The organism is Burkholderia sp. Ac-20353, assembly GCF_017104785.1.
Classification (GTDB): domain Bacteria; phylum Pseudomonadota; class Gammaproteobacteria; order Burkholderiales; family Burkholderiaceae; genus Burkholderia.
The window spans coordinates 11,918-34,339 of the sequence record NZ_JAAGPL010000027.1 but is presented as its reverse complement, the minus strand read 5'-3'; the positions used below and the strand labels follow the sequence as shown (position 1 = coordinate 34,339).

The 22,422-nt window shown below is 67.4% G+C and carries 20 protein-coding genes; 12 read left to right on the top strand and 8 right to left on the bottom strand.

Going from position 1 to position 22,422, the window contains the following annotated elements; translation table 11 throughout:
* Nucleotides 1-39: 39 nt before the first annotated feature.
* Entirely contained in the window at nucleotides 40-1,362 is a 1,323-nt protein-coding gene (locus tag G3N94_RS11820) for a TIGR00366 family protein (RefSeq protein WP_205792570.1), read from the bottom strand.
* 230 nt (nucleotides 1,363-1,592) lie between these two features.
* A complete protein-coding gene (gene codA, locus G3N94_RS11815) occupies nucleotides 1,593-2,834 on the bottom strand; it encodes a cytosine deaminase (RefSeq protein WP_205792569.1) in 1,242 nt (413 codons plus the stop codon).
* A 358-nt stretch (nucleotides 2,835-3,192) separates the two neighbouring features.
* Here codA and G3N94_RS11810 point away from each other — a divergent pair, with 358 nt between their 5' ends.
* Nucleotides 3,193-4,335, top strand: a complete 1,143-nt coding sequence (locus G3N94_RS11810; RefSeq protein WP_205792568.1) for a porin — start codon at nucleotides 3,193-3,195, stop codon at nucleotides 4,333-4,335.
* 250 nt (nucleotides 4,336-4,585) lie between these two features.
* Nucleotides 4,586-4,888 (top strand): DUF4148 domain-containing protein, encoded by a 303-nt coding sequence (locus tag G3N94_RS11805; RefSeq protein WP_205792567.1) that lies wholly within the window; start codon nucleotides 4,586-4,588, stop codon nucleotides 4,886-4,888.
* A gap of 240 nt (nucleotides 4,889-5,128) precedes the next feature.
* On the opposite strand, the gene G3N94_RS11800 is transcribed toward G3N94_RS11805, so the two are convergent.
* Complete coding sequence (locus G3N94_RS11800) at nucleotides 5,129-6,076, bottom strand: LysR family transcriptional regulator (protein WP_205792566.1); 948 nt, start codon at nucleotides 6,074-6,076, stop codon at nucleotides 5,129-5,131.
* 201 nt (nucleotides 6,077-6,277) lie between these two features.
* Here G3N94_RS11800 and G3N94_RS11795 point away from each other — a divergent pair, with 201 nt between their 5' ends.
* The 3 genes from G3N94_RS11795 (at nucleotide 6,278) to G3N94_RS11785 (ending at nucleotide 10,012) form a co-directional block, all read left to right on the top strand.
* Nucleotides 6,278-8,461 carry an FUSC family protein gene (locus tag G3N94_RS11795; RefSeq protein ID WP_205792565.1) on the top strand — a complete coding sequence of 728 codons (2,184 nt, stop codon included), beginning with the start codon at nucleotides 6,278-6,280 and terminating at the stop codon, nucleotides 8,459-8,461.
* A 156-nt stretch (nucleotides 8,462-8,617) separates the two neighbouring features.
* Entirely contained in the window at nucleotides 8,618-8,830 is a 213-nt protein-coding gene (locus tag G3N94_RS11790) for a hypothetical protein (RefSeq protein ID WP_124597334.1), read from the top strand.
* Nucleotides 8,831-9,151: 321 nt separating this feature from the next.
* The gene (locus tag G3N94_RS11785; protein WP_205792564.1) at nucleotides 9,152-10,012 is read left to right on the top strand and encodes a class I SAM-dependent methyltransferase; all 861 of its coding nucleotides are present in this window, start codon (nucleotides 9,152-9,154) and stop codon (nucleotides 10,010-10,012) included.
* Here G3N94_RS11785 and G3N94_RS11780 read toward each other — a convergent pair.
* Nucleotides 10,009-11,442 carry a cytochrome P450 gene (locus G3N94_RS11780; RefSeq protein WP_205792563.1) on the bottom strand — a complete coding sequence of 478 codons (1,434 nt, stop codon included), beginning with the start codon at nucleotides 11,440-11,442 and terminating at the stop codon, nucleotides 10,009-10,011. The two genes, G3N94_RS11785 and G3N94_RS11780, sit on opposite strands and share 4 nt — an antisense overlap.
* An 87-nt stretch (nucleotides 11,443-11,529) precedes the next feature.
* Here G3N94_RS11780 and G3N94_RS11775 point away from each other — a divergent pair, with 87 nt between their 5' ends.
* Nucleotides 11,530-12,468: a helix-turn-helix domain-containing protein gene (locus G3N94_RS11775; RefSeq protein WP_205792562.1), complete on the top strand. Its 939-nt coding sequence runs from the start codon at nucleotides 11,530-11,532 to the stop codon at nucleotides 12,466-12,468.
* A gap of 37 nt (nucleotides 12,469-12,505) precedes the next feature.
* On the opposite strand, the gene G3N94_RS11770 is transcribed toward G3N94_RS11775, so the two are convergent.
* Nucleotides 12,506-12,829 (bottom strand): DNA-binding protein, encoded by a 324-nt coding sequence (locus tag G3N94_RS11770; RefSeq protein ID WP_205792561.1) that lies wholly within the window; start codon nucleotides 12,827-12,829, stop codon nucleotides 12,506-12,508.
* Between the two features lie 531 nt (nucleotides 12,830-13,360).
* Here G3N94_RS11770 and G3N94_RS11765 point away from each other — a divergent pair.
* Both G3N94_RS11765 and G3N94_RS11760 read left to right on the top strand, forming a co-directional pair.
* Nucleotides 13,361-13,978: a LysE family transporter gene (locus G3N94_RS11765; protein WP_205792560.1), complete on the top strand. Its 618-nt coding sequence runs from the start codon at nucleotides 13,361-13,363 to the stop codon at nucleotides 13,976-13,978.
* Nucleotides 13,979-14,072: 94 nt separating this feature from the next.
* The gene (locus G3N94_RS11760; RefSeq protein WP_205792559.1) at nucleotides 14,073-14,927 is read left to right on the top strand and encodes a GntR family transcriptional regulator; all 855 of its coding nucleotides are present in this window, start codon (nucleotides 14,073-14,075) and stop codon (nucleotides 14,925-14,927) included.
* Here G3N94_RS11760 and G3N94_RS11755 read toward each other — a convergent pair.
* The 3 genes from G3N94_RS11755 to G3N94_RS11745 all read right to left on the bottom strand — a co-directional run bounded on the left by G3N94_RS11755 (nucleotide 14,924) and on the right by G3N94_RS11745 (nucleotide 18,271).
* Nucleotides 14,924-16,177 carry a serine hydrolase domain-containing protein gene (locus G3N94_RS11755; protein WP_205792558.1) on the bottom strand — a complete coding sequence of 418 codons (1,254 nt, stop codon included), beginning with the start codon at nucleotides 16,175-16,177 and terminating at the stop codon, nucleotides 14,924-14,926. The genes G3N94_RS11760 and G3N94_RS11755 overlap by 4 nt on opposite strands.
* A 127-nt stretch (nucleotides 16,178-16,304) precedes the next feature.
* Nucleotides 16,305-17,636, bottom strand: a complete 1,332-nt coding sequence (locus G3N94_RS11750; protein ID WP_205792557.1) for a carotenoid oxygenase family protein — start codon at nucleotides 17,634-17,636, stop codon at nucleotides 16,305-16,307.
* An 8-nt stretch (nucleotides 17,637-17,644) separates the two neighbouring features.
* Entirely contained in the window at nucleotides 17,645-18,271 is a 627-nt protein-coding gene (locus G3N94_RS11745; RefSeq protein WP_205792556.1) for a DUF2239 family protein, read from the bottom strand.
* A gap of 358 nt (nucleotides 18,272-18,629) precedes the next feature.
* Here G3N94_RS11745 and G3N94_RS11740 point away from each other — a divergent pair, with 358 nt between their 5' ends.
* The 4 genes from G3N94_RS11740 (at nucleotide 18,630) to G3N94_RS11725 (ending at nucleotide 22,350) form a co-directional block, all read left to right on the top strand.
* Nucleotides 18,630-19,511 (top strand): LysR family transcriptional regulator, encoded by an 882-nt coding sequence (locus G3N94_RS11740; protein WP_205792555.1) that lies wholly within the window; start codon nucleotides 18,630-18,632, stop codon nucleotides 19,509-19,511.
* 178 nt (nucleotides 19,512-19,689) lie between these two features.
* On the top strand, nucleotides 19,690-20,622 hold the full coding sequence (locus tag G3N94_RS11735; RefSeq protein WP_205792554.1) for an AEC family transporter: 933 nt from the start codon (nucleotides 19,690-19,692) through the stop codon (nucleotides 20,620-20,622).
* A gap of 100 nt (nucleotides 20,623-20,722) precedes the next feature.
* Nucleotides 20,723-21,655 (top strand): DMT family transporter, encoded by a 933-nt coding sequence (locus G3N94_RS11730; RefSeq protein WP_205792553.1) that lies wholly within the window; start codon nucleotides 20,723-20,725, stop codon nucleotides 21,653-21,655.
* A 320-nt stretch (nucleotides 21,656-21,975) separates the two neighbouring features.
* Nucleotides 21,976-22,350: a hypothetical protein gene (locus tag G3N94_RS11725; protein WP_205792552.1), complete on the top strand. Its 375-nt coding sequence runs from the start codon at nucleotides 21,976-21,978 to the stop codon at nucleotides 22,348-22,350.
* The last annotated feature ends 72 nt before the right edge of the window (nucleotides 22,351-22,422 follow it).

Genomic DNA, 22,422 nt, shown 5'->3' with positions numbered 1-22,422 from the left:
CCGACGGGCCCGGCGTCACCGCCGGGCCCGCGCCGCCGCTCAGAACAGATACATCCCGGCGACGAACACCACGCCGGAAAACAGCAGCGTGGTCACGCAATAACCCATGATGTCGCGCACGCCGAGCCCCGCGATCGCGAGCGCCGGCAGCGCCCAGAACGGCTGCGCCATGTTGGTCCACGCCTCGCCGTACGCGATCGCCATCGCCGCCTTGCCGAGGTCCGCGCCGAGCGCCTGCGCGGCCGGCATCACGAACGGTCCCTGCACGACCCAATGGCCGCCGCCCGACGGCACCGCGAAATTGATCACCGCCGAACTCAGGAACGCAAGCAGCGGGAACGTGTGGACGTTCGCGACGTCGACGAACCACTTCGTGATCACGCCCGCGAGCCCCGAATGGTCCATCAGCGCCTGGATGCCCGCGTAAAACGGAAACTGGATCATGATCCCCGACGCGCCGCGCGCGGCGCCGGCCACCGCCCGCGCGTACGCCATCGGCGTGCGATGCAGCAGGATGCCGGCCGCGAGGAACGCGAGGTTCACGGTGTCGATGTCGAGCGCGAAGCCCTTCTGCGCGAAGCGCAGCACGAGGAACACCGCGCACAACGCCGCGACGAGCACCGCCAGCAGGCGGCTTTCCTCCAGCCGCTCGGCGAGCGTCGCGTCCGGCCCGAGCTTGCGCTCGACGCTCGGCGGCTCCGCGAGCAGCGCCGGATCGACGCTGACCACGTCCTCCGGCTTCGGCATCATCAGGCGCGCGAGAAACGGCAGCATCACGATCAGACCGATCGTCACGAACGCGTTGTAGCCGGTGAAGAGCGTGTGCGACACCGGAATCAGTCCGATGGTCTTCTCCATCGGATTGCCCTTCGTCGCCGCGACGAGCGGAATCGAGCCCGACAGGCCGCCATGCCAGCTCAGGAAGCCCATGTACGCGGACGCCACAAGCAGCCGGTAGTCGCTGCCTGCCACGCGCCGCGCGACCTCGCGCGCGAGCATCGCGCCGAGCACCAGGCCGAATCCCCAGTTGATCGCGCATGCAAGTGCGGAGACGAACGTGACGAGCATCACGCCCTGCCCGGGCGTGCGCGCGGCACTCGCGAGCGCGACGAGCGCGCGCTTGACCGGCGGCGAACTCGCGAGTGCGTGCCCGGTGACGAGAATCATCACCATCTGCATCGAGAACGCGAGCAGCTTCCAGAAGCCCGAGCCCCACATCGTCGTCAACTGCGCGGGCGAATTCGGCGTGAGGCCGAATGCGAGCGCGAACGTCACGATTGTCAGCAGGATCGCGAAAATCAACGGATCGGGCAGCACGCGGTGGACCACCTGCGTGAAAAAGCGGGAAATGCGCTGAATCAACTTGTACTCCTCGTTTCCTGATATGAGCGGCCGCGCCGGTGTCGTTCTTGTGCATGCGCGGATCGCGCGGATTCTGGCACAGAACCCGCGGACGCGCTTCGATGCGCGTGCGACGCAACAGCGTGCTGCGAAGACCGGGAAACGGGAGCCGGGAGCCGGACTGGGGCGGCGGGCGAACGCGCCTGCCGCGCCGCCCCCACTGCCGCCAAACCAAACGTCACCCCGCAAAATCACGCCGGATAAGCGATCCGCTCCGGTTCGCGCCGCATGATCACCTTGCCGCCGCGGATCGACAGCGCCGCCTTCGCCTGCCGGCGCAGCGCGTCATAGTCGCTGTCCGCATCGAGCACGACGAGGTTCGCAGGCCGGCCGACCGCGATGCCGTAGCGCTCGCCGAGATGCATCGCGGCCGCGCTGTGATCGGTCACGAAGTCGAGGGCGCGCTGCAAGTCCTCGTAGCCCATCATGTGGCAGATGTGCAGCCCCGCGTCGAGCACGCGCAGGATGTTGCCGTTGCCGAGCGGATACCACGGATCCTTGATCGAATCCTGTCCGAAGCACACGTTGATGCCGGCGCGGTCGAGCTCCGCGACGCGCGTGACGCCGCGCCGCTTCGGGAAGGTGTCGAAGCGCCCTTGCAGATGGATGCTCTCGGTCGGACACGAGATGAAGCTGAGGCCCGCGCGCTTGAGCAGCCGGAACAGCTTCGAGCAATACGCGTTGTCGTACGAACCCATCGCGGTCGTATGGCTCGCGGTCACCCGCGCGCCCATTCCGCGCACGCGCGTCTCTTCGGCGAGCACCTCGAGAAAGCGCGAATGCGGATCGTCGGTTTCGTCGCAATGCACGTCGACGAGGCAGCCGGTGCGCTCGGCGAGATCCATCAGGAAACGGATCGAGCTCACGCCCTGCTCGCGCGTGTTCTCGAAGTGCGGAATGCCGCCGACGACATCCGCGCCGATGTCGATCGCCTGCTCCATCAGCGCGCGGCCGCCGTCGAACGATTCGATCCCTTCCTGCGGGAACGCGACGATCTGCAGATCGATCAGCCCGCGCGCCTCGTCCTTCACCTCGAGCATCGCCTTCAGTGCGGCCAGCGACGGATCGGTCACGTCGACGTGAGTCCGCACGTGCTGGATCCCGTGATCGCGCAGCATGCCGATCGCCGCATGCGCGCGCGCCTTCGTGTCGTCGTGCGTGATCGTCGCCTTGCGCTCGGCCCAGCGCTCGATCCCCTCGAACAGCGTGCCGCTCATGTTCCAGGCCGGCTCGCCGGCCGTGAGCACCGCGTCGAGGTGAATGTGCGGCTCGACGAGCGGCGGGATCGCAAGACGGCCGCCCGCGTCGATGTCGTCGCCGCTCGCAGGCGCGATCGCGGCCGGCTGCGCATCGATGCGCGAGATCGTTCCCGCGTCGATGCCGATCGTGAAGAGGCCGTCGCGGCCGCGCAGGCGTACGTTGAACAGGTTCATGTGGGGGTCCTGGCATGAAGCGGCCGTGCGTCGCCGCGACGGACGCGTGTTTCGAAAGGGATCGATGGCGTGACGCGCCCATTCTCCGCGCGTGCGCGGCATCGATCAACTGCCGGCGCGATCACGCGCGATGTTGCAACCGCACCACAACACTGCGCGGCACGGCACGCGTGCGTCGCGCATGAAGCACACCGTCCCCCCGGCAATCGGCGTGCCGCGCGATTTATGACAACGGTGTGAATCACTCTTGCTGGTTCTGCAACGGTGCGCTCGCGCCGCGCCGCCGGAATCCGCGTGGGTGCGTCCCTATACTGGCGCCGAATTTCTTGTTCCCAGTCCCACACGCAGGAGCCTTTACATGAAAAAAACCCTTCTTGCCGGCGCCGCCACCGCCGCGCTGTTCGCCCCGCTCGCACACGCGCAAAGCTCGGTCACGCTGTATGGCCTGATCGATGCCGGTATCGCCTACACCAATAATGTGAATGGCGCTTCCCAATGGCGCATGGCCAGCGGCACGATCAACGGCAGCCGCTTCGGCCTGCGCGGCAGCGAAGATCTCGGCGGCGGCCTGAAGGCGCTGTTCGTACTCGAGAACGGCTTCAACGTCAACAACGGCGCGCTTGGCCAGGACGGCAAGATGTTCGGTCGCCATGCGTACGTCGGCCTGAGCAAGAGCGGCTACGGCACGCTGACGCTCGGCCGCCAGTACGACACGATGGTCGACTTCGTCGCACCGCTGTCGGCAACCTCGGGCGATTTCGGCGACACGGGCTTCGCGCATCCGTTCGACAACGACAACCTGAACCATTCGCTGCGTATCAACAACGCAGTCAAGTACACGAGCGACACGTACGCGGGCTTCAAGGTCGGCGCGCTGTACGGCTTCTCGAACTCGACGAACTTCGCCAGCAACCGCGCGTACAGCGTCGCGGCGAGCTACACGAACGGCCCGCTGAAGCTGGCCGGTGCGTACCTGCAGATGAACGGCACGAAGGGCTCGACGAGCGCGAGCCCGGGCGCGACGGACGTCGCCGAAGGGAAAAGCCTGAGCCAGGGCGGCTGGTCGATCGGCGCGGACCGCATGCGTTCGTACGGCGGCGGCGTCAGCTACGTGTTCGGCCCGGCCACCGTCGGCTTCGTGTATACGCGCTCGCAATACGACAACTCGGGCTCGTTCGGCTCGACCGGCCAGATCGCGTTCAACAACTACGACGTGAACGTCCGCTACGCGGTGACGCCGGCCGTCAGCCTCGGCGCCGCATACGTGTACACGGATGCCAGCGTGTCGAACCCCGACAGCAAGCACGGCACCGATCCGAAGTGGCATCAGGTCGACCTGCAGGCCGTCTACAAGCTGTCGCGTCGCACCGACCTGTACGCGGAAGCGATGTACCAGCACGCGTCCGGCCGCGGCTACCAGGCGTTCATCAACACGTCGGGCGGCGCGTCGAGCACCGCGAACCAGGTCGTCGGCACGATCGGCATGCGCACGCGCTTCTGAGCCCCTGTGCCTCCTGGCCCGGCTGTCTGCCGAAACACGAAACCCGCCTGCGAAGGCGGGTTTTTCGTTTCATGCGCGCGTGACGACGGCGCGCGATGCATGTCGATCGCCCGTCCAATGTTGTTCGTTCTGGAAGGCAGACTGTCTGGAATCGGGGTTTTTACGCGCGCCGCCGCTGCGTAGACTTGCCTCAACGGTTCGGATCACTTGTCAATCTCCGGACCGCATCCAATATCCCGGAGGAAAAATCATGAAATCGCTCGTCGTCGCCACCGCCGCAGCCGTCCTGCTCGCCGCACCTGCGCTGTCGTTCGCCCAATCGTCGAAGTCGCCCGTCACGCGCGCGCAAGTGCTGCAGGAACTGTACGACCTCGAATCCGTCGGCTACAACCCGTCGCTCGGCGACGCGGGCAACTACCCGGACGACATCATGGCCGCGCAGCAACGCCTTGCCGCAAAGCGGCTCGCCGAACACAAGGCTGCCGAAGCCGCATACGGTCCGGCCGGCGCACCCGGTGCGCAAGCCGGTTCGGCGGTGAAGCCGTCCCTGTGACGCGCGCGCAACGGACTCCGCCCGCATGCTCGCGCTGAAGCATGCGGGCGAGGAGCCCGAACGGAATGAAGCAGGAAACTGAAGCGGTAAATCGAAGTAGTGAATCGATGCCGTGAATCGATGCGGGAAGCACGTGCGTTGGCGCGTCAGCAGTGACCGCGGCCGCGTATCGACGTGTCAACGCATCGACTCGTCAGCGCATTGACGCATCAGCACAGCGACGCGCCAACGCGCCACCCGTCAGGCAGCCTGTGCCTCGTGCCCAAGCTGGCCCAGCATCTCGACGTCGCGCGCGATCATGCCGGGCACCTCGGCACGCAGGAATTCGACCCAGGTCCGCACTTTCGCGTCGACGAACCGGCGCGACGGATACAGCGCATACACGTTCATCTTCTGCAGGATGTGCTCCGGCAACACGCGCACGAGCGTACCGTCGCGCAGCGCATCGATCGCGGCGTACAGCGGCAGCATCCCGATGCCGATCCCGTCGCGGATCGCGAGCGCGAGCGATTCGGCGGTATTGGTCTGCACCGGGCCCGTGACGTGGATCTGCTCGACGCCGTCCGGCCCTTCGAGCAGCCATTCGTGCGTCGGGAACGCGGGCGTGCGCAGCGTCAGGCACGCATGCGCGCCGAGGTCCTGCGGGCGGGACGGCGCACCATGCCGGCACACGTAGTCGGGAGACGCGCACAGGATGCTGAACGTCGAGCCGAGCAGATGCGATACGAGCTCGGAATCGGGCAGCGACGATGCGGTCACCACCGCCATGTCGCTCGTGCCGTCGAACAGGTCCGGCATCCGCTGCGACAGCGACAGCTCGACCGATACGTCCGGATACTGCGCGTGATAGCGCGTCAGCGCGGGCAGCACATAGTGATGGCCGACGCTTGCGAAACTGCGCATGCGCAGCACGCCGGCCGGCCGCTCATGCGCACAGCTCGCCTCTTCTTCCGCGCGGTCGACGTCGGCAAGGATCTGCCGGCAGCTCCGCAGATAGCTCTCGCCGGCTGACGTGAGCGCGAGGCGGCGCGTCGAGCGGTTCATCAGGCGGGTGCGCAGCCGCACCTCGAGCTCCGACACCGCACGCGACATCGCGCCCGTCGTCGAATTCAGCGATTGTGCGGCCGCGGTGAAACTGCCCGTCTCGACGACGCGCGTAAACACCCGCATGTTCTGAAGCGTATCCATTCCTGTGAACCACCTGTGTAGGAGCCGCTATTTTCCTCCACGAATTGAGATGGATTGTTACCTTGGCTGCAACTATCGTTTCCCCGCCGCTGCGTTAATGTGCGTGCGCGACGCTCCTACAATCGGCGCCTCACCAGTCGAACGGGCGCGTTCGGCCGAGCCGCGGCGAGCCGCCCGGCGCCGGGTGCGCCCTCTCCAGTCATGAAGCCACAACCAGCGATCGAGTCACCTTCCGTCGGCCTCCAACGATGGGGACGCTGGCTCGATCCCCTCGGCAAGGTGGCGCGCGACTGGGCCGCGAGCGACGGGCTGATCTGGCTGCACCTCGCGAAAACCGTGCTCGCGGCGCTGCTCGCGATGGGCATTGCGATGCGGCTCGAGATGTCGCAGCCGCGCACCGCGATGACGACCGTGTTCGTGCTGATGCAGCCGCTGTCCGGGATGGTGTTCGCGAAGAGCTTCTATCGCGTGCTCGGCACCGCGGCCGGCCTCGTCGCCGCGCTCGCGCTCGGCGGCCTGTTCGCGCAGCAGCCCGAGCTCTACATGGCCGGCATCACGCTGTGGATCGGCGGCTGCATCGCGCTCGCGGTGCGCAACCGCCACTTCCGCTGGTACGGGTTCGTGCTCGCCGGCTACACGGCCGCGCTGATCGGGCTGCCCGCGGTGATGACCCCGCAGACGCTGTTCCTGTCCGCGCTGACGCGCGCGGCCGAAGTCGCGCTCGGCATCGTCTGCTCCGGCGTCGTCAGCGCGCTGATCCTGCCGCTCAGTTCGGCGAAGGCGCTGATGCGCTCGCTGAGCGCGCGCCACGCGAAATTCGCGGGGTTCGCAGCCAACGCGCTCGCGGGCGACATCGAGCGCGGCGCTTTCGAACGCCAGTTCGCCGATTTCGTCGACGAGATCGTCGGCTTCGAGGCCAACCGTGCGTTCGCGTCGTTCGAGGATCCGCACATCCGCGCACGCAGCCGCCGGCTCGCGCGGCTCAACAGCGAGTTCATGAACGCGTGCACGCGGCTGCACGCGCTGCACCAGCTCGTCAAACGCCTGCGCGCCAGCCACGCCGATGCGGTGCTCGCGGCGCTCGCGCCGCACGTCGATGCGCTGGCGGAACGGCTCGCGGCGCTGCACGACGAACTGCGCGACGGCCCGGCCCGCGCGACCGGCGCGCTGCTCGAATTGCGACGCTTTCACACGGCGCTGCCGAAAGGCGCGCGCGCGTCGCGCCGCGAGATCGAGGATCATGCGGCGGGCGGCCTGCTCGACTACGACACTGCGATCGAACTGATGTATCGCTTCGTCGGCGAGTTTCTCGGCTATGCGGATACCTACGCATCGCTCGACCAGGACGATCACGCGTTCGAGCGCACGGTCACGCACTATGCAGTGAAGACGAACCGCTTCTTCATCGGCTTCACGTTCCTGCGCACCGTGGTCGCGGTCGGCGCGATGAGCGCGTTCTGGATCGCATCGCAATGGCCGAGCGGCTCGCTCGCCGTGATCGGCACCGCGATCGCGTGCGCGCTCAGCTCGACTTCGCCGCGCGCGCCGAAGTTCGTCGCGCAGATGAGCGTCGGCGCCGCGTTCGCGACGCTCGTCGGCTACCTGTTCCTGTGCTACGTGTACCCGAACATCGACGGGTTCCCGCTGCTGTGCGCGACGCTCGCGCCGGTGCTCGGCTTCGGCGCATTCCTCGCGATGCGGCCCGGGATGTCAGGCTACGGGATCGGCTTCGCGGTGTTCTTCTGCCTGCTCGCGGGCCCCGACAACGTGATCGCCTATACGCCCGAGGTGCTGATCAACAACGGGCTCGCGATCGTCGTCGCGATGCTCGTGTGCTCGATCGTCTTTGCGGTGGTGTTCCCCACGCACATGCCGTGGCTGACGGGCCGCATCGCACATGACCTGCGCCGCCAGGTGACACTCGCGTGCGAAGGCGCGCCGGCCGGCCTCGCGCAGCGCTTCCAGTCGAGCACGCACGACCTGATGGCGCAGTTGCGCACGCTGCTCGTGCGGCGCACGCGCCAGCATCGCGACGCACTGCGCTGGATGCTCGCGACGCTCGAGGTCGGACACGCGGTGATCGACCTGCGCGACGAACTGCAGGCGTTCTGCGCGTCGAAGCCGCTGCAGACGCTGCGCTGGACGGGTTCGATCGACACGGTGCTGCAAGAATTGCCGCGCTTCTTCGACGATCCATCGCCGAGCCATCACGCACGCACGCTGAAATCGGTGAACCTAGCGATCCGCGCGGCTCAGCACACGTTGATCGCGTGGCATGCGGTTCCCGACGAACGCCGCCGAATGCAACGCATCGTCGGCTGCCTGCACTTCATGCGCAGCGCGCTGCTCGACAAGGATGCGCCGTTCAACCGGCATCGCCGTTGAGCGCCATTGAATCCCATTGCATTGAATTCGTATTGCGCACGATCCTTGTTGCGGATGCAAATAAGCTCTCCAGCGGCGGTGATTAATCTCTAAGCAGTACGAGCCTATAGTTTCATCACTGCCAGCGAGACTGGCAAACACCCAGGAGAAACTGAAATGAAGCCGCTGCACCTCGCCCTCGTTGCCCTGTCGCTTACCGCCGCCGTCGCACACGCGCAACCGGCGCCGGCCGACCACGCACCGCAACAGGCGAACCGCGCCGAGGCCGTCCAGGCCGCAGGCCGCGTCGACCGCTCGCAATCGAAGAACGAAGACCCGAACGCCTGCGTCGGTCCGGTGAGCTTCTGCAACGTCTACTTCGGCAGCTGAGCATGACGCCGCGTCGCGACGGCCGAGCCCGCCGCACTCGTTCCGGGTGCGCGGGCAGGCACCGACCCGCCGGCTCGCCGCCCTGCACGCCCCGCACACACTGAACGCGCCGCTTCACCTGAAGCGGCGCGTTTCGTTTCAGCCTCTCCGCCAAGTCAGCGCCCTCATATGCCCGTTTGACACCGTGAGCATGCTTCCGTGATCATCTCGAAGCGCGCCAGTCCGAGTGGCGATCACGAAGAAAAGGAGGCATGACATGGAAACCCACCGCATCAAAGCCGTGTTCGTGACCACTGTCAACCGGTCAATGAGGTCGCGTTCATGAGCGACCGTCACGACATCGCGCCGGACAGCACCGCCGCTCGGGTCGCGCTGTGGCGCGCGCTGCATCGGGAAGTCGATGCACATCCGCATGTGCTGGAGGACGAAATCGGCCTGCGCTTGCTGGCGCCCGATCCGGGCTGGCAGCGCCGTGGCGACATGGATCCTCAGTTCACGCGGCCGTTCCGCGCGTCGATCGTCGCCCGGGCCCGCTTCATCGAGGATCTCGTCGTCGAGCAGGCCGCGCGCGGGCTGACTCAGTATGTGATCCTCGGCGCCGGACTCGACAGCTTCGCGCAACGCCGGCCCGACGTCGCATCCGGCCTCCACGTGTTCGAGGTCGACCGGCCGGGCCCGCAGGCGTGGAAACGGCAGCGTCTCGTCGAACTCGGCTTCGGCGTTCCGGACTGGCTGCGCTTCGTCCCCGTCGATTTCGAAGCAGGCGGTTCGTGGCGCGACGCCCTTTCGGCTGCCGGCTTCGACAGCGGCAAGCCGGCGATCGTCGTGTCCACCGGCGTCAGCATGTATCTGACCGACGAAGCGAATGCAGCCACGCTGCGCGAGGTTGCGGCGCTCGCGCCGGGATCGATGCTCGCGATGACGTTCCTGCTGCCGCTGGAACTCGCCGATCCCGACGTGCGCCCCGGGCTCGAGCTGGCGGCCAAGGGTGCGCGCGCCAGCGGGACGCCGTTCATCAGCTTCTACACGCCGGCCGAGATCATCGCGTTCGCGCGGAACGCCGGCTTTGGCGATGCCCGGCACGTTTCCGCGGCTGCGCTGGCGCAGCGCTATTTTTCCGGCAGGACGGACGGCCTGCGCCCGCCGGAAAACGCCGAGGAACTGCTCATCGCGACCGTCTAGGTTCGGCTCGCGATGTCAGCAATCGCATCCACCGCGAGATGCAGCGGCCGGTCCGGCCGCAACGTCACGTTCAGCACCGGACGCGGCGCCGCCATGCCGGCCGGTATCGACAGTACGTAGCGTTGCAGCACCATCGCGGCGATCACCGTCATCTCGGTCAACGCCAGATGCTGCCCGAGACACACGCGCGGACCGGTGCCGAACGGCATGTACGCGCCGCGCGGAATCGCCGGCGCGTCGTCGGCGAAACGCTCGGGCCGGAACGCGTCCGGATCCGGGAACCATCGCGCGTCACGATGCATGAGCTGCAGCGGCAGCATGAACAGCGTCCGCGGCGGCAGTTGCCATGCGCCCAACGCGATCGGCCGCGACGCGCGACGGCTGATCAGGATCGGCGCGGACGGGTACAGGCGCAGCGTCTCCTCGAGCGTCTGCGTCAGGTAGCGCAGCTGCGGCCGCGTCTCCGCAGTCGGCGCGCGGCCGCGCAACACGCGCCCGACTTCAGCGCGCGCGGCGGCCTGGGCCGAAGGGTTCGCGGCCATGCACCACGTCCACCAGGTCAGCGCGGCCGCGGTCGTTTCGTGCCCGGCCAGGAACGCGGTCATGCATTCGTCGTGCACCGCCTGCAACGGCCAGGCCCGCGCATCCGCCCGGTGCAGACGCAACAGCCGCGACAGCAGATCGTCGGGCCAGCGGCTGTCCGGCAATTCGAGGCGCGCATGCAGTTGCCGATCGATCAGGTCGTTCAGCACCGCCAGCGCCCGCGCCTTGCCCCGCTTCCACGGCATCCAGTCGGGCGCGCTCGCCGGCTGGTAGAACTCCGCGTTGGCCGCCGCGCTCACCGTGCGGACGGCCTCCTCGGCGGCACGCGTGTCGTCACCGATCGCGTCGGAGAACATCGTTCGCACGATCACGTCCATCGCGAGCGACGTCAGCGCGCTTTCGACCGGCCAGTGCGAGTCATGCGCGGGCCAGTGCGCCAGCGCATGACCGGCGGTCGCCGCGATCGTCGGGACGAAACCCTGGACGGCCTTCGGCATGAAACCCGGCTGAAGCGCGTGCCGCTTGTCGCGCCACGCGCTGCCTTCGGCAATCAGAACGCTATGTCCATGGACCTGCGCAAACACCCGAATGCCGCGCTCCCATCGCACCAGCGCATCGTGATGCGTGACCAGCAATTCGCGCACGAGCTGCGGGTCGGTGACGACGACCGCATGCTCGGGCCACATGCGCAGGTGCACGACGTCGCCGAACGTCTGCTGCCACGCTGCGAGCGTGCCGAGCAGGTCGCGCGACATGCTGCGCAGCAGGCCCCAGCCGGTCAGGCCTGCGCGCGGCCCCGGCGGCCATACGCCGGGCGGATGACGCACGGGTGCAGACGCGGGCGCGTCTGCATGGAATGGGCATTCGGAGTGGGATCGCGTATTCATGCGCCGCATTGTCCGCGCTCGTCGCGCGCCGGTCTTGAACGCAAACGTCATCGACACGCGTTTCGCGTCTCCCTATACTGCGCGGTCATGTCCTCCGGTCTACTCCCGACTTGGCCGCCGTGCCCCGATCCGCTCGCGCGTGCGCCCCGCGCGCTGAACGGCGGCCGGCCGCCTCACGCCCGGCTGTATCCGGCGCCGCCTGCGCTGCACGGCGCAATCGTCGCGATCGTCTGCCGCGATACGCGCGGCTTCGCGCTGAGCGACGCACAGCGCCTGACCCATTTCCCGGCTTCGCCGCTCGTGTGCCTGTCCTGGCATCGCAGCCTCGCCCCGGGGCTTGTCGAGCGGACGGCGGACGGCCCGCGCTGGCGGCCGTTCGGCGCGGCCGTCACGCTTTCCGGCAGCCAGTCGCAGCCCTTGACGAGCTGGGCGCCGACGACCGGACGCGGCGGCGTCGCGTGCTTCACCGCCGATGCCGCGCATGCGCTGTTCGGTGTCGGGTTGCCGGATATCCACGACCGCTTTGTCGACGCGCGCGAAGTGCTCGGCGACGCGTGGCGGCCGCTCGTCGATGCGCTGACCGACGCTACCGACGACGCGGCCGCGCTGGCCGCACTGGAGCGGTATCTCGCGCCGCGCTGGCGCGCGCTTCAGGGCGGCGGCTCAGGGCTCGCGTCGCTCCGCGACGCGGGCCGGCACTGGGTCGGGCGCCTCGCATGGCAGGCGCGCGAATGGCGGCGCACGCATGGCCCGCGACAGGTCGAGCGGCGCGTGAAGGCGTATAGCGGGCGGTCGTTGCGCGACTGGCAGGCGCTCGTCAGGACGGAAAGCCTGTTCTTCACGGCGCGCGATCGCGTCGAGGCCGGAAATCCGCTCGACTGGGCGACGCTGGCGCTCGACGAAGGGTTCGCCGATCAGGCGCACCTGAGCCGAGCAGCCAAACGCATCACCGGATTCTCGCCGACCGAATTCGCGCAACGCTTTGCCGACGACGAGTCGTTCTGGCTGTATCGGCTGTGGGTGTGAAGAGGGGCGTCGCGCGATGCGGCGCGCCGCAACCGGCTCAATCCGGATAGTCCTCGTTCACCTTCAGGTTGGCGAGCCTGAAGATCGTGCGCAGCGTCTGCGGATAGATGTCCCGGCCCGCGGACAGCGACGTCAGGATGAAATCGAGCACCTTTGCATACTTGAGCAGCACGAGATAGCTGTCGAAGTCCGCGGTGTGCGCGCGCAGGTGTTCCGCGATGCGCACCATCTCCGTGGATAGCGTACAGGCCATCTCGAGTTCGATCTGCTGCTTCGCGCTCCAGGCCTGCTGCGGCTGCTCGAGCAGCTTCGCCAGGAAAGCCTGGAAATGCGCGTCTGACTGGTTAGGCCGCGCGTCCATGGTATGCCCCGTTCTGCGGTTCGGCGAGCGCGTCCGCGGACACGCCCGGCTGTCTGGTCTCCTCGCGCTCGCCGCAGCGCGATGTGCATGCCCGATGACATGCAGAATCCGTACCAGCACCGCTGAAATCATCCTGGCGATCTCGCACCGGATCCGCGGCAACGGCCGCTCAGGCCCGCCGGCAGGCGGTCCCGGCGAACCCGACGAACCCCGGCCGATCACGCTCGCCACCGGGTTGCCGGGTGTCACGACCCGTCGGATCTGGCCGCAACGGCAAAATCATTCAAGGATGTAACGTAACAACGGGGATACCGGCGGGCACCGGCCGCGACACGTTTCACATTGGTAACGCGATCCGCGAGATACCGATAGACGTGCCGACAGCGACTTGCCGGACCCGTTCGATCGCATCGCACCGCTGCATCCGCTGCGCAGTTCGACCGAGCGAACATTGGCGCCGGCAAGCCTTTCGACTATAGTTTCATCAATGTAACCATCACCGGTTCAGCTTAAGAGGTTGTCGGCCCGTCCATGCTCGACACCTCTGCCTTCGTCGAAGGCTTGCTGCTTGGCGCAGCACTCTTCACGTCCGTTGGTCCCAAAGACACCTTCGTCATCAAGCGTTCGCTGTCGAGCGCGTATCCACTGATCATTGCCGGCATCTGCGCCGGAAGCGACGCGCTGCTGATCGCGATCGGGTCGCTGGGTCTCGCCGCGGTGCTGTCACACACGCCGCGCATCGTGTCGGCGGCACTGCTCGGCGGCATCGTCTATCTCGCGTGTCTCGGGCTGCTCGCGTTGCGTTCCGCTATCCGCAGAGAGCATCCCGACGCCATTCACGCGGGGGCCGCCGAACCGTTCGCGCGCTTGGCGCTCGCAACCGCAGCTGTTTCACTTTTGAATCCTTACGCGTGGGTCGACACGGTGCTGGTGCTCGGTTCGATCATCGCCAGCCGGCCCGCCGACGCGCGACTGTCGATCGCGCTCGGCGCGGTCGCCGCATCGTTCATCTGGTTCCTGTCGCTGACGTGGGCCGCCCGACGTTGCCGGCCGCTGTTCGCGCACGCGGCCGCGTGGCGGCTGCTCGATGGGTTCGTCGCCGCACTGATGATCTCCACGGCGATTCATCTGGCGACAACCAGGCTGTGAAGCGCGCTCGCTCAGACATCCCAAGAGTAGAATGTTAGGCATTTCGCGGAATGGCACGGCCGTTCTGCGGTGACGTCATTTCAGGAGCCCGCGATTGAATCCGTCGCTGAACGTCGAGCGCAAGGGGGTTGCCCTCTACATCCAGATTGCCAGCCTCCTGCGCGGACGGATCCAGCAGGGCGAATGGAAGCGTGGCAACCAGTTGCCGCCGATTCCGGCGCTGTGCGCGTTCTACAACGTGGGCACCATCACCGTTCGCCAGGCGCTCGCCGAACTGAGCGCCGAAGGCCTCATCAGCAGCGCACGCGGCCGCGGCACCTTCGTGACGGCCGACGTCGTGTCGGCTGCGGACAACGCGGAACTGCGCGATGCGATCAACGATCCGCTGAGCCTAGCACCGGGCCAGACCATCAAGCTGCTGCTGCGCGAGCCGGCCGACGGACTGCCTGCGACGCTGAAGACTGGTCAGCCAGAATGGCCAGCCTACATGCGGATCCGCACGATACACCTGCACGACGGCGAACCCTACGCGGTGATGGATGCCTACGTCGCGCGGGAAACCTGCGACCGGTTTCCAAAGGGCAGCGAAGGACGGCACAAGGTCGGCTACCTGGTCCGGAAGTACAACCGCATCCCGCTCGACAAAGCCCGCCAGGAAATTACCGCAGCCTATGCGGATCAGGAGACGGCCGGCCTGCTGGCTTCGCGCAGCGCCGACTGCAGCATGGCCGACGTGTTGATGCGCGCGCGGCGCTGGTGGACCGACCGCGACGGGCGCATCGTCCATGCGGGGCTCTACCTGTACCGCGCCGACATGTTCGTGCTCGACGTGACGCACGACATTTCCGGCGACGACCGCAGCGCCGATCTGATCCCGGTGATCCGCAACGACGCAGCCCAACCGTCGCCGGCGCCCCGCCGGAAAACCGGACGTCGACCGGCGGCCTAGCGCTGCGTTGCGCTCACGCGCTGCGCGCTGTTGCACATCGCGCCGTACACCCAATGGCGCAGGTCTCGGCGGATCCGGTAGGTGGTCGACGGCAGAAGCTGCGTCATGAATACGACGATCAGGTCCTCGGCCGGATCGACCCAGAACGCCGTGCTGGCCCCGCCGCCCCAGAAATAGTCGCCGACGCTGCCCGGCTGCATCGTGCGGGCCAGATCCTGCGTCACCGCAAAGCCAAGGCCGAATCCGAGCCCCGGATAGACGGCCTCGCTGAACGTGGATCGCGACATCTGATCGAGGGTCCTGCCGCCCGGCAGGTGATTGATCGTCATCATCTCGACCGTCTTCGGGCTCAGGATCTGATGTCCGTCGATCGAACCGCGATTCAGCAGCATTCTGCAGAACCGCAGGTAGTCGCCGGCGGTCGACACGAGCCCGCTGCCGCCCGATGCGAGCGCCGGCGTCTGGCGAAAATAGCTCGTTTCAGGATCGTCCTGCAGGATCAGCCCACCGGTAGCGCTCGGGCGGTAGCACGCGCAGAAGCGGTCGGCGCTGTCGTCCGGCACGAAAAATCCCGTGTCGTGCATGCCGATCGGGTCGAACAGCGTGCGCTTCAGATAGTCGGCGAACGGCATCCCGGCGATTTTCTCCACCAGATAGCCGAGCACGTGCGTCGCGACCGAGTAGTTCCATTCGTCGCCCGGCGAATAGTCGAGCGGCAACTGGCTCAGGCTGTCGATCATGCCGTCGAGGCCCGCAGGATGGTTCGGCTCGCCGATGCCGAGTTCGCGATACGCAGCGTCGACGTTGGTGCGCGCCTGGAAGAAATAGGACAGCCCGGCCGTGTGGCGAAGCAGATCCACCATCAGCATTTCGCGTTCGACCGGACGGGTCTGGAATCCGCCGAGACTGCGCGCGCCGGCTACGGCAACGCCCAGGTTCTTCCACGCCGGGATCACGCTCGAGACCGGGTCGTCCAGTGCGACCAGCCCCTGTTCGACCAGCGTCATGAAAGCGACGCTCGTGATCGGCTTGGTCATCGAATAGATGCGGAAGATCGCATCCTCCCGCATCGGCTTCGCGCGCTCCAGGTCCATCGATCCGACGACGTTCACGTGCGCGAGTTCGCCGTGCCGGTGAATCAGCGTCACCGCGCCCGGCAGGCGTCCGGACGCCACGTATCGTTCGGTCAGCCGTTCGTCCAGCGCCATCAGCCGCTGCGACGACCATCCAGGATGCGCCACCTTCGTCATGCTCAAGCCTCTCTGTCCATTCCGGTTTCGATCTGTCGGTGAACGTTCCGCTTCGATCCTGCGGATCACATCGACCGCCCAAAACATTCTAAACATAGAATGATAGCAGTTTATGTGACGGCTCGACTCAGCGCACCCTCGGCACCCACGCACCATGAAACCCCGCCGGCACGCGTCTCGGCAGGTGAATCGTCGCGACCGGCCCTGCGTCGATGCCGCGTGCATCGAGTATCACGAGATCGCTCGTATCGGTCGCGCGCCGGTATACCCACGTCAGCACCCAGCCGTCGTCTTCGTCCGTCGCGCCGGCACGGGACACGAATACCGGTTCGCTGTTCTGGTCGCCGTACGGCACGTCGTAACGCGTGACCACTCCGCGCTCGAGGTCATGGCGGACCACGCCGCGAAGCTCGGCGTTCGACGGTTGCTCAACCGCATAGAAGAACCGGTACGCACCACCCGTTCGCGCTTCGTTGATGCGCGGCAATTCGATGCCCCCGTCTCCGATCTGCGTTTCGGCAACCGTCCCTTTCTCCAGATCGATCACGTATCGCCACAGCACGCCCACCGGTTCGTCCTCGAACGTGCCGGGCTGCTTGCCGAGCCGCAGGAACGACGGATAGCGCACCGCGTCCAGCACGACGGTCGAGCCGTCGCCGTCATACGCGTTCACCACGTGCAGGATGAAGCACGGCGCGATGTCGAACCAGCGCACGTCGCCGCCGTGACGCGCAATGACGCCAATGCGGGCCTGACGCTCGTCATGCCAGCGCAGCGGCATCCGGTGCCCGCGAGACAGCATCGAAAAATCGTAACCGACGTTCAGATCGAGCAGGATGCTGCGGGTGGCCGTGATCGCGATGTCGTGCATCATCGACGGCGCCGGCAGGTCGAGCTCGATATCGACGGTCTGCACGCCTTGCGCGTCGTGGACACCGTACCGCAGCCACGGCGCGTTCCAGTGGGCTCGAAACGAGATCAACTCGCCGGTGCGCGGATCGACTTTCGGATGCGCGGTCATCCCGCCGGCGAGCCCGTCATGCCGCGTCGGTGCGCCAACCGATTCCAGCTCCGGCGTAATCGCAAGCGGCATCCCGCCTTCGGCCAGCGCCAGCAGTTCGCCCGCGTGCAACAGCACGTTCACGTTCGGGTTGGTATCGGGTAGCGACGCCGCCCGCGCCGGCGCATGGACATCCGCCCAGCGTCGCGTACGCGCCCAGCGGTTGCGATAGCCGGTCACGCGGCCATCGTCGAACGCGATCGCATGCAGCATCGCCGCTTCGGGCCACCACGCGAGCACGTCGTTGCCTTCGAAGCGTCCGCGCAACGGATTGGGACCATTGCGCAGCAACACGCCATCGAGATCGCGCGGAATGCATCCGGTCACGCGCAGATCGACGACGTCGGCTTCATCCGCGACCGGCGCGATCGCGCCGCTATTCAGATCAAAGGTCGTCATTTTTATGGTCAGTCATTGGTGGGTTGATCGGGCGATGAGCCCGTGGGGATATCGCCAGACGCGAGCGCAAGCGCGTGGTCGCGCACGTCGTCGGGCCACGCGGCGATCAGTGTGCGCATGCGCGACGGATCGTTCGCATACAGCGCACGCACCGCTTCCTCGAAGCCCGGCAGATCGCCTGCGATCGCCGACATGAAGTGATACGCGCGATCCTTCGCGCCACGCCGCCGCTCCTCCGCCGCACGCGAGCGCCGCGCTTCGTCGACGAGCTTGCGCAACGCGACGGATGCGCCGCCGGGCTGCGCGGCCAGCCAATCCCAATGGCGCGGCAGCAGCGTGACTTCGCGCGATACCACACCGAGTTTCGGACGGCCGCGGCCGCGAGGTTCGCCGGCGCCGGCGTCTGAGTCGGCCACCGCGGGGGCTTCGGCAGGCTGCCCGAAGCGCGCGAGGATCTCGTCGTCGGAGCCCCGGAGGTCGATGTCGATCGAGCGTCCGGTGGTGTCGTCGAAGATCAGCACCGGGCCGGCGCTGCCCGCGTCGCTCGTATGCCTGATCGTGAGGGCTACCGCCGAAAGCGGCCCGGTGGCAAGCCGCCGATGGCCTTCAAAGGCCGTGTAGGAACTGGAGTACATGCTGTTCGCCATTTGTCGGAAGTTTGAATAAGTGTATTTATACCCGGATGAAAATGTCTTTGCAATATCACCCGGGTATAAATAATCAAAACGGCGCGCGCCGCTCGATCCAGACATGCATCCGCCACATCGCGACACGCGCCGGCGCGGGTCGCGCTCGCGGTTGCCCGATCGATGACGCGCAGGCATGATGTGCGCGAACCGGCCGGCTGCCGCGTCCCCTGCTTCCGCGGTCGGGCGCGCGCCCGCCGGGCGGATCGATCGCAGCCCGGTCCGCCCGGCGCGTTCGCCACCCGATCGCCGTCCCGCGCATTGCCCGCCGCGATCGATCCATCCGGCTGCCCACGTCCGCTTGTCCATGTCATTGCGCGCATTCAGAACGCTGGTGGCGATTGCCCGCTACCGGACCTTCGCCCGCGCCGGCGAAGCGATCGGCCTCACGCAGTCGGCGGTGAGCCTGCAGATCAAGACGCTCGAGAGCGAGTTCAACGTGCAGTTGTTCGACCGGTCGCGCCGGCAGCCCGTGCTGACCGAGGCCGGCAACATCCTCGTCGCACAGGCCGAACAGATCCTCGCGATGGTCGACCGGATTCCCGATGCGCTCAGCGACGAGAAGAAACTGGTCGGCCGCTTGCGGATCGGGGCAATCCAGACGGCGCTGTCCGGCCCGCTGCCCGATGCGCTGCTCGCGCTGCGCGACGCGCATCCGTCGTTGCGCGTGCACGTGTCCGCGGGCATGTCGGTGGAGCTCGCGAACCGCGTCGCCGCCGGCGAGCTCGATGCCGCGATCACGACGCGCCCCGTCAGGCCGTACCCTGCTGAACTCACGTGGACCACGCTGTACGAGGATCGCTTCTGGCTGCTCGCGCCGCCGCAATACGCGGAGCGCGATGCCGTCACACTGCTCGAGGCGCTGCCGTTCATCCGCTTCGACGCGCAGGCATGGGCCGGCCGCATGATCGCCGCGGAACTGCGCCGTCTCGGCGTGCGCGTGCGTGAGGAGATGGTGCTGGACAGCGCCGAGACGATCGTCCGGATGGTCGCGCGTGGTCTCGGCGCGGCGATCGTCGCGCTGTCCGATTCGACGCTCGCGCGCCTGCCGCCCGTGACCCGCTTGCCGTTCGGCCAGCCGCAGATGGAGCGCGCCGTCGTGCTGCTCGAGCACCAGTCGCGTCCTGCGGAGCGCTTCGCGCGCGCGCTCGCCGCCGAAGTCACTGCGTCGTCACTGGGTCATCGATGATAATTTCTCATTGAACACCGGATAATTAACAATAATTCCTGTTGTCCGGGCGTGTTAACTTGGCGGCGTCGTCACTCTTTCGATCGTGCGCCGCCATGCTGCCTGCAGGACTGAACTCCGTCACGCTTCATCACGCCACCCGCCTTTCATCGCGCGCGATTCGAGCGCAGGCGCCGCGATGATTGGCGCGGTCCTGCTCGCGTTGGCGCCGGTCGCGCTGCTGGTCGCATTCGGCTACGGACTCCGACGCACTGGCTTCGTTGCCGACACGTTCTGGCCGCAGGCCGAACGGCTCAGCTACTACGTGCTGCTGCCCGCGCTGTTCGCGCACGGGCTCGCGAGCGCCCGGCTGCAATCGCTCGCCGTGTTGCCGCTCGCAGGCGCGCTGGTCGGCTCGACCGTGGTCGTCGCGGCGCTGTTGTTGCTGATCCGACGGTTCGTGCGGGTCGACGGCGCCGGCTTCACGTCGGTATTCCAGGGCGCGGTGCGCTTCAACAACTATGTCGGCACCGCGCTGGCGGCCGGGCTGTTCGGCGCGCAGGGCATCGCGCTGGCGGCCGTGTGCGTCGCCGCGATCGTGCCGACCGTCAACCTGATGTGCGTGCTGGTGTTCGCGCGCTACGGTTCGATACGGCTCGGCGCCGCGGCGCTCGCGCGCCAGATCCTGTCGAATCCGCTGGTGGTCGCCTGTGCGCTCGGGATCGCGATGCAGGCCGGCGGCGTCATGTTCCCGGCCGCCATCGAGCCGGCCGTGCGCGCGCTCGGCGCCGCGTCGATGCCGCTCGGCCTGCTGTGCGTGGGCGCCGCGCTGAAATTCGACGCGGCCCGCGCGTGGATGCAGCCGGTCTGCGTCGCGTCGGCGTTCAAGTTCATGGCGATGCCGCTCGTCACGCTCGTCGCCGGGCGCGCGCTCGGGCTGAGCGACACGGCGCTGACGGTCGCGCTGCTGTTCCAGGCGCTGCCGACCTCGTCGGCGTCATACATCATGGCGCGCCAGCTCGGCGGCGACGCGGCGCTGATGGCCGGCATCACCGCGTTCCAGACGATCGCCGCCGCGCTCGCGATGCCGGTCGTGATGACGACGCTTGTCGCAGCGTCGGCGCTTCGATGATTCCGCTCGCGTCGATCACCCGATGCACCGGGCATGCACGTCGCGACGTGTCCTCGCGATCCGTTGCCTCCACGATTTTCCGTCCCACCTTGTCGAAAACATGAATGCTCCCGCCACGTCGGTCGCCGCCGCCAAAGCGCTGTCGCCCACCGGCATCTACGCCAAGCTCACCCTCGTCGCGCTGTTCTGGGGCGGCACCTTCATCGCGGGCCGCGTGCTCGCCGCGTCGCTGCCCGCGACGACGGCCGCGACCGGGCGATTCGCGATCGCGGCACTGTTGCTGGCCGGTCTGACGTGGAAGGTCGAAGGCCGCCTGCCGAGGCTGAACGGCCGACAGCTTCTGGCGACCTTCGGGCTCGGCGTGACGGGCATCTTTCTCTACAACCTGTGTTTCTTTGCCGCGCTGGCGCGCATGCCGGCGGGACGCACCGCACTGTTCGTCGCGCTGAATCCGATCGCGACGGCGCTCCTGCTGTCGGTCGTGTTCCGGGAGCGGCTCGCGCCGTCCCGCTGGGCGGGCATCGCGCTGGCGCTGTTCGGTGCGCTGGTCGTGATCAGCCGGGGGGAACTCGTGCTGGTCCTCACCGACCTGCACAGCACGTTCGGCGCCGGGGAGCGCTACATGCTGTGCGCGGTGGCCAGCTGGGCCGCATACACCGTCATCGGCCGCTATGCGCTCGACGGGCTTTCACCGCTCGTATCGACCACCTACGCGACGCTCTGGGGACTCGCGCTGCTGCTCGGCGCGAGCCTGCTGGACCCGCACGCGGGCACAACCGCCCCGCTCACGTGGCAGGCCGTGGGCGCGATCGCGTATCTCGGCGCGGTCGGCACCGTCGTCGCGTTCGTCTGGTACTCGCAAGGCATCCGTGCGCTGGGGGCGGCCCGCACCGCGGTGTTCACCAATCTCGTGCCGGTGTTCGGGGTCCTGCTGTCGGTGGTTCTGCTCGGCGAATCGCTGACGCAGTCGATGCTCGTCGGCGGCGTGCTCGTGATCGCCGGCGTCACGCTGACGAATCGCGTCAGCCGCTGATCGACGCGCGGAGTGCGTGCAATCTGCGCGCAATCTGCACACATACGGTCGCGCTCGCCGGCCTCCGTGGCTGCAGCCGACGCACGCATGCGTCCCGTCGCTGCGCACCGCGCGATACCGATGTGTCCCCGGTTCGCTGCGCAGGCCTGCCAAAAACCGCCTATCGTGAATGAAGCGTTCCCGTGGCCGGCCATTCGACCCTCAGTCGCTCGCGCCGCCGGTCACGGACCGCCGCATCACGGCGCCATCCGCCGCGATCCCGGTGCGCGATCGCCCGTGCGCGCGATCGCGACCGTCCACCGGAAAACAAGGAGGCAATCATGAAAGCCGCGCTTCTCGCCAGTTCCGCCCTGATCGCCATCGCGTCCGCTTCGGCATTCGCGCAGGGCGCCATCACGAGCGTCGAAAACGGCGCGCTCGTCGCCGCGAACGGGATGACCGTCTACAACTTCGACAAGGACAAGCCGAACGCCGGCACCAGTGCATGCTCGGGCCAGTGCGAATCGATCTGGCCGCCGTACAAGGCGAGCGCGACCGACGTGCCGGTCGGCCCGTATTCGATCGTCAAGCGCGACGACGGCAGCCCGCAGTGGGCGTACAAGGGCAAGCCGCTGTATTTCTTCTCGAAGGACCTGAAACAGGGCGACCGCAACGGCAACAACGTCGCCAACATGTGGCACGTCGTCACGCCGTAAGCGCATCCGGCACACGTGCGCCGGGCACGATGTACCGCAGCGGCACGGTTGATACGCGAGCCGCGCCGGACG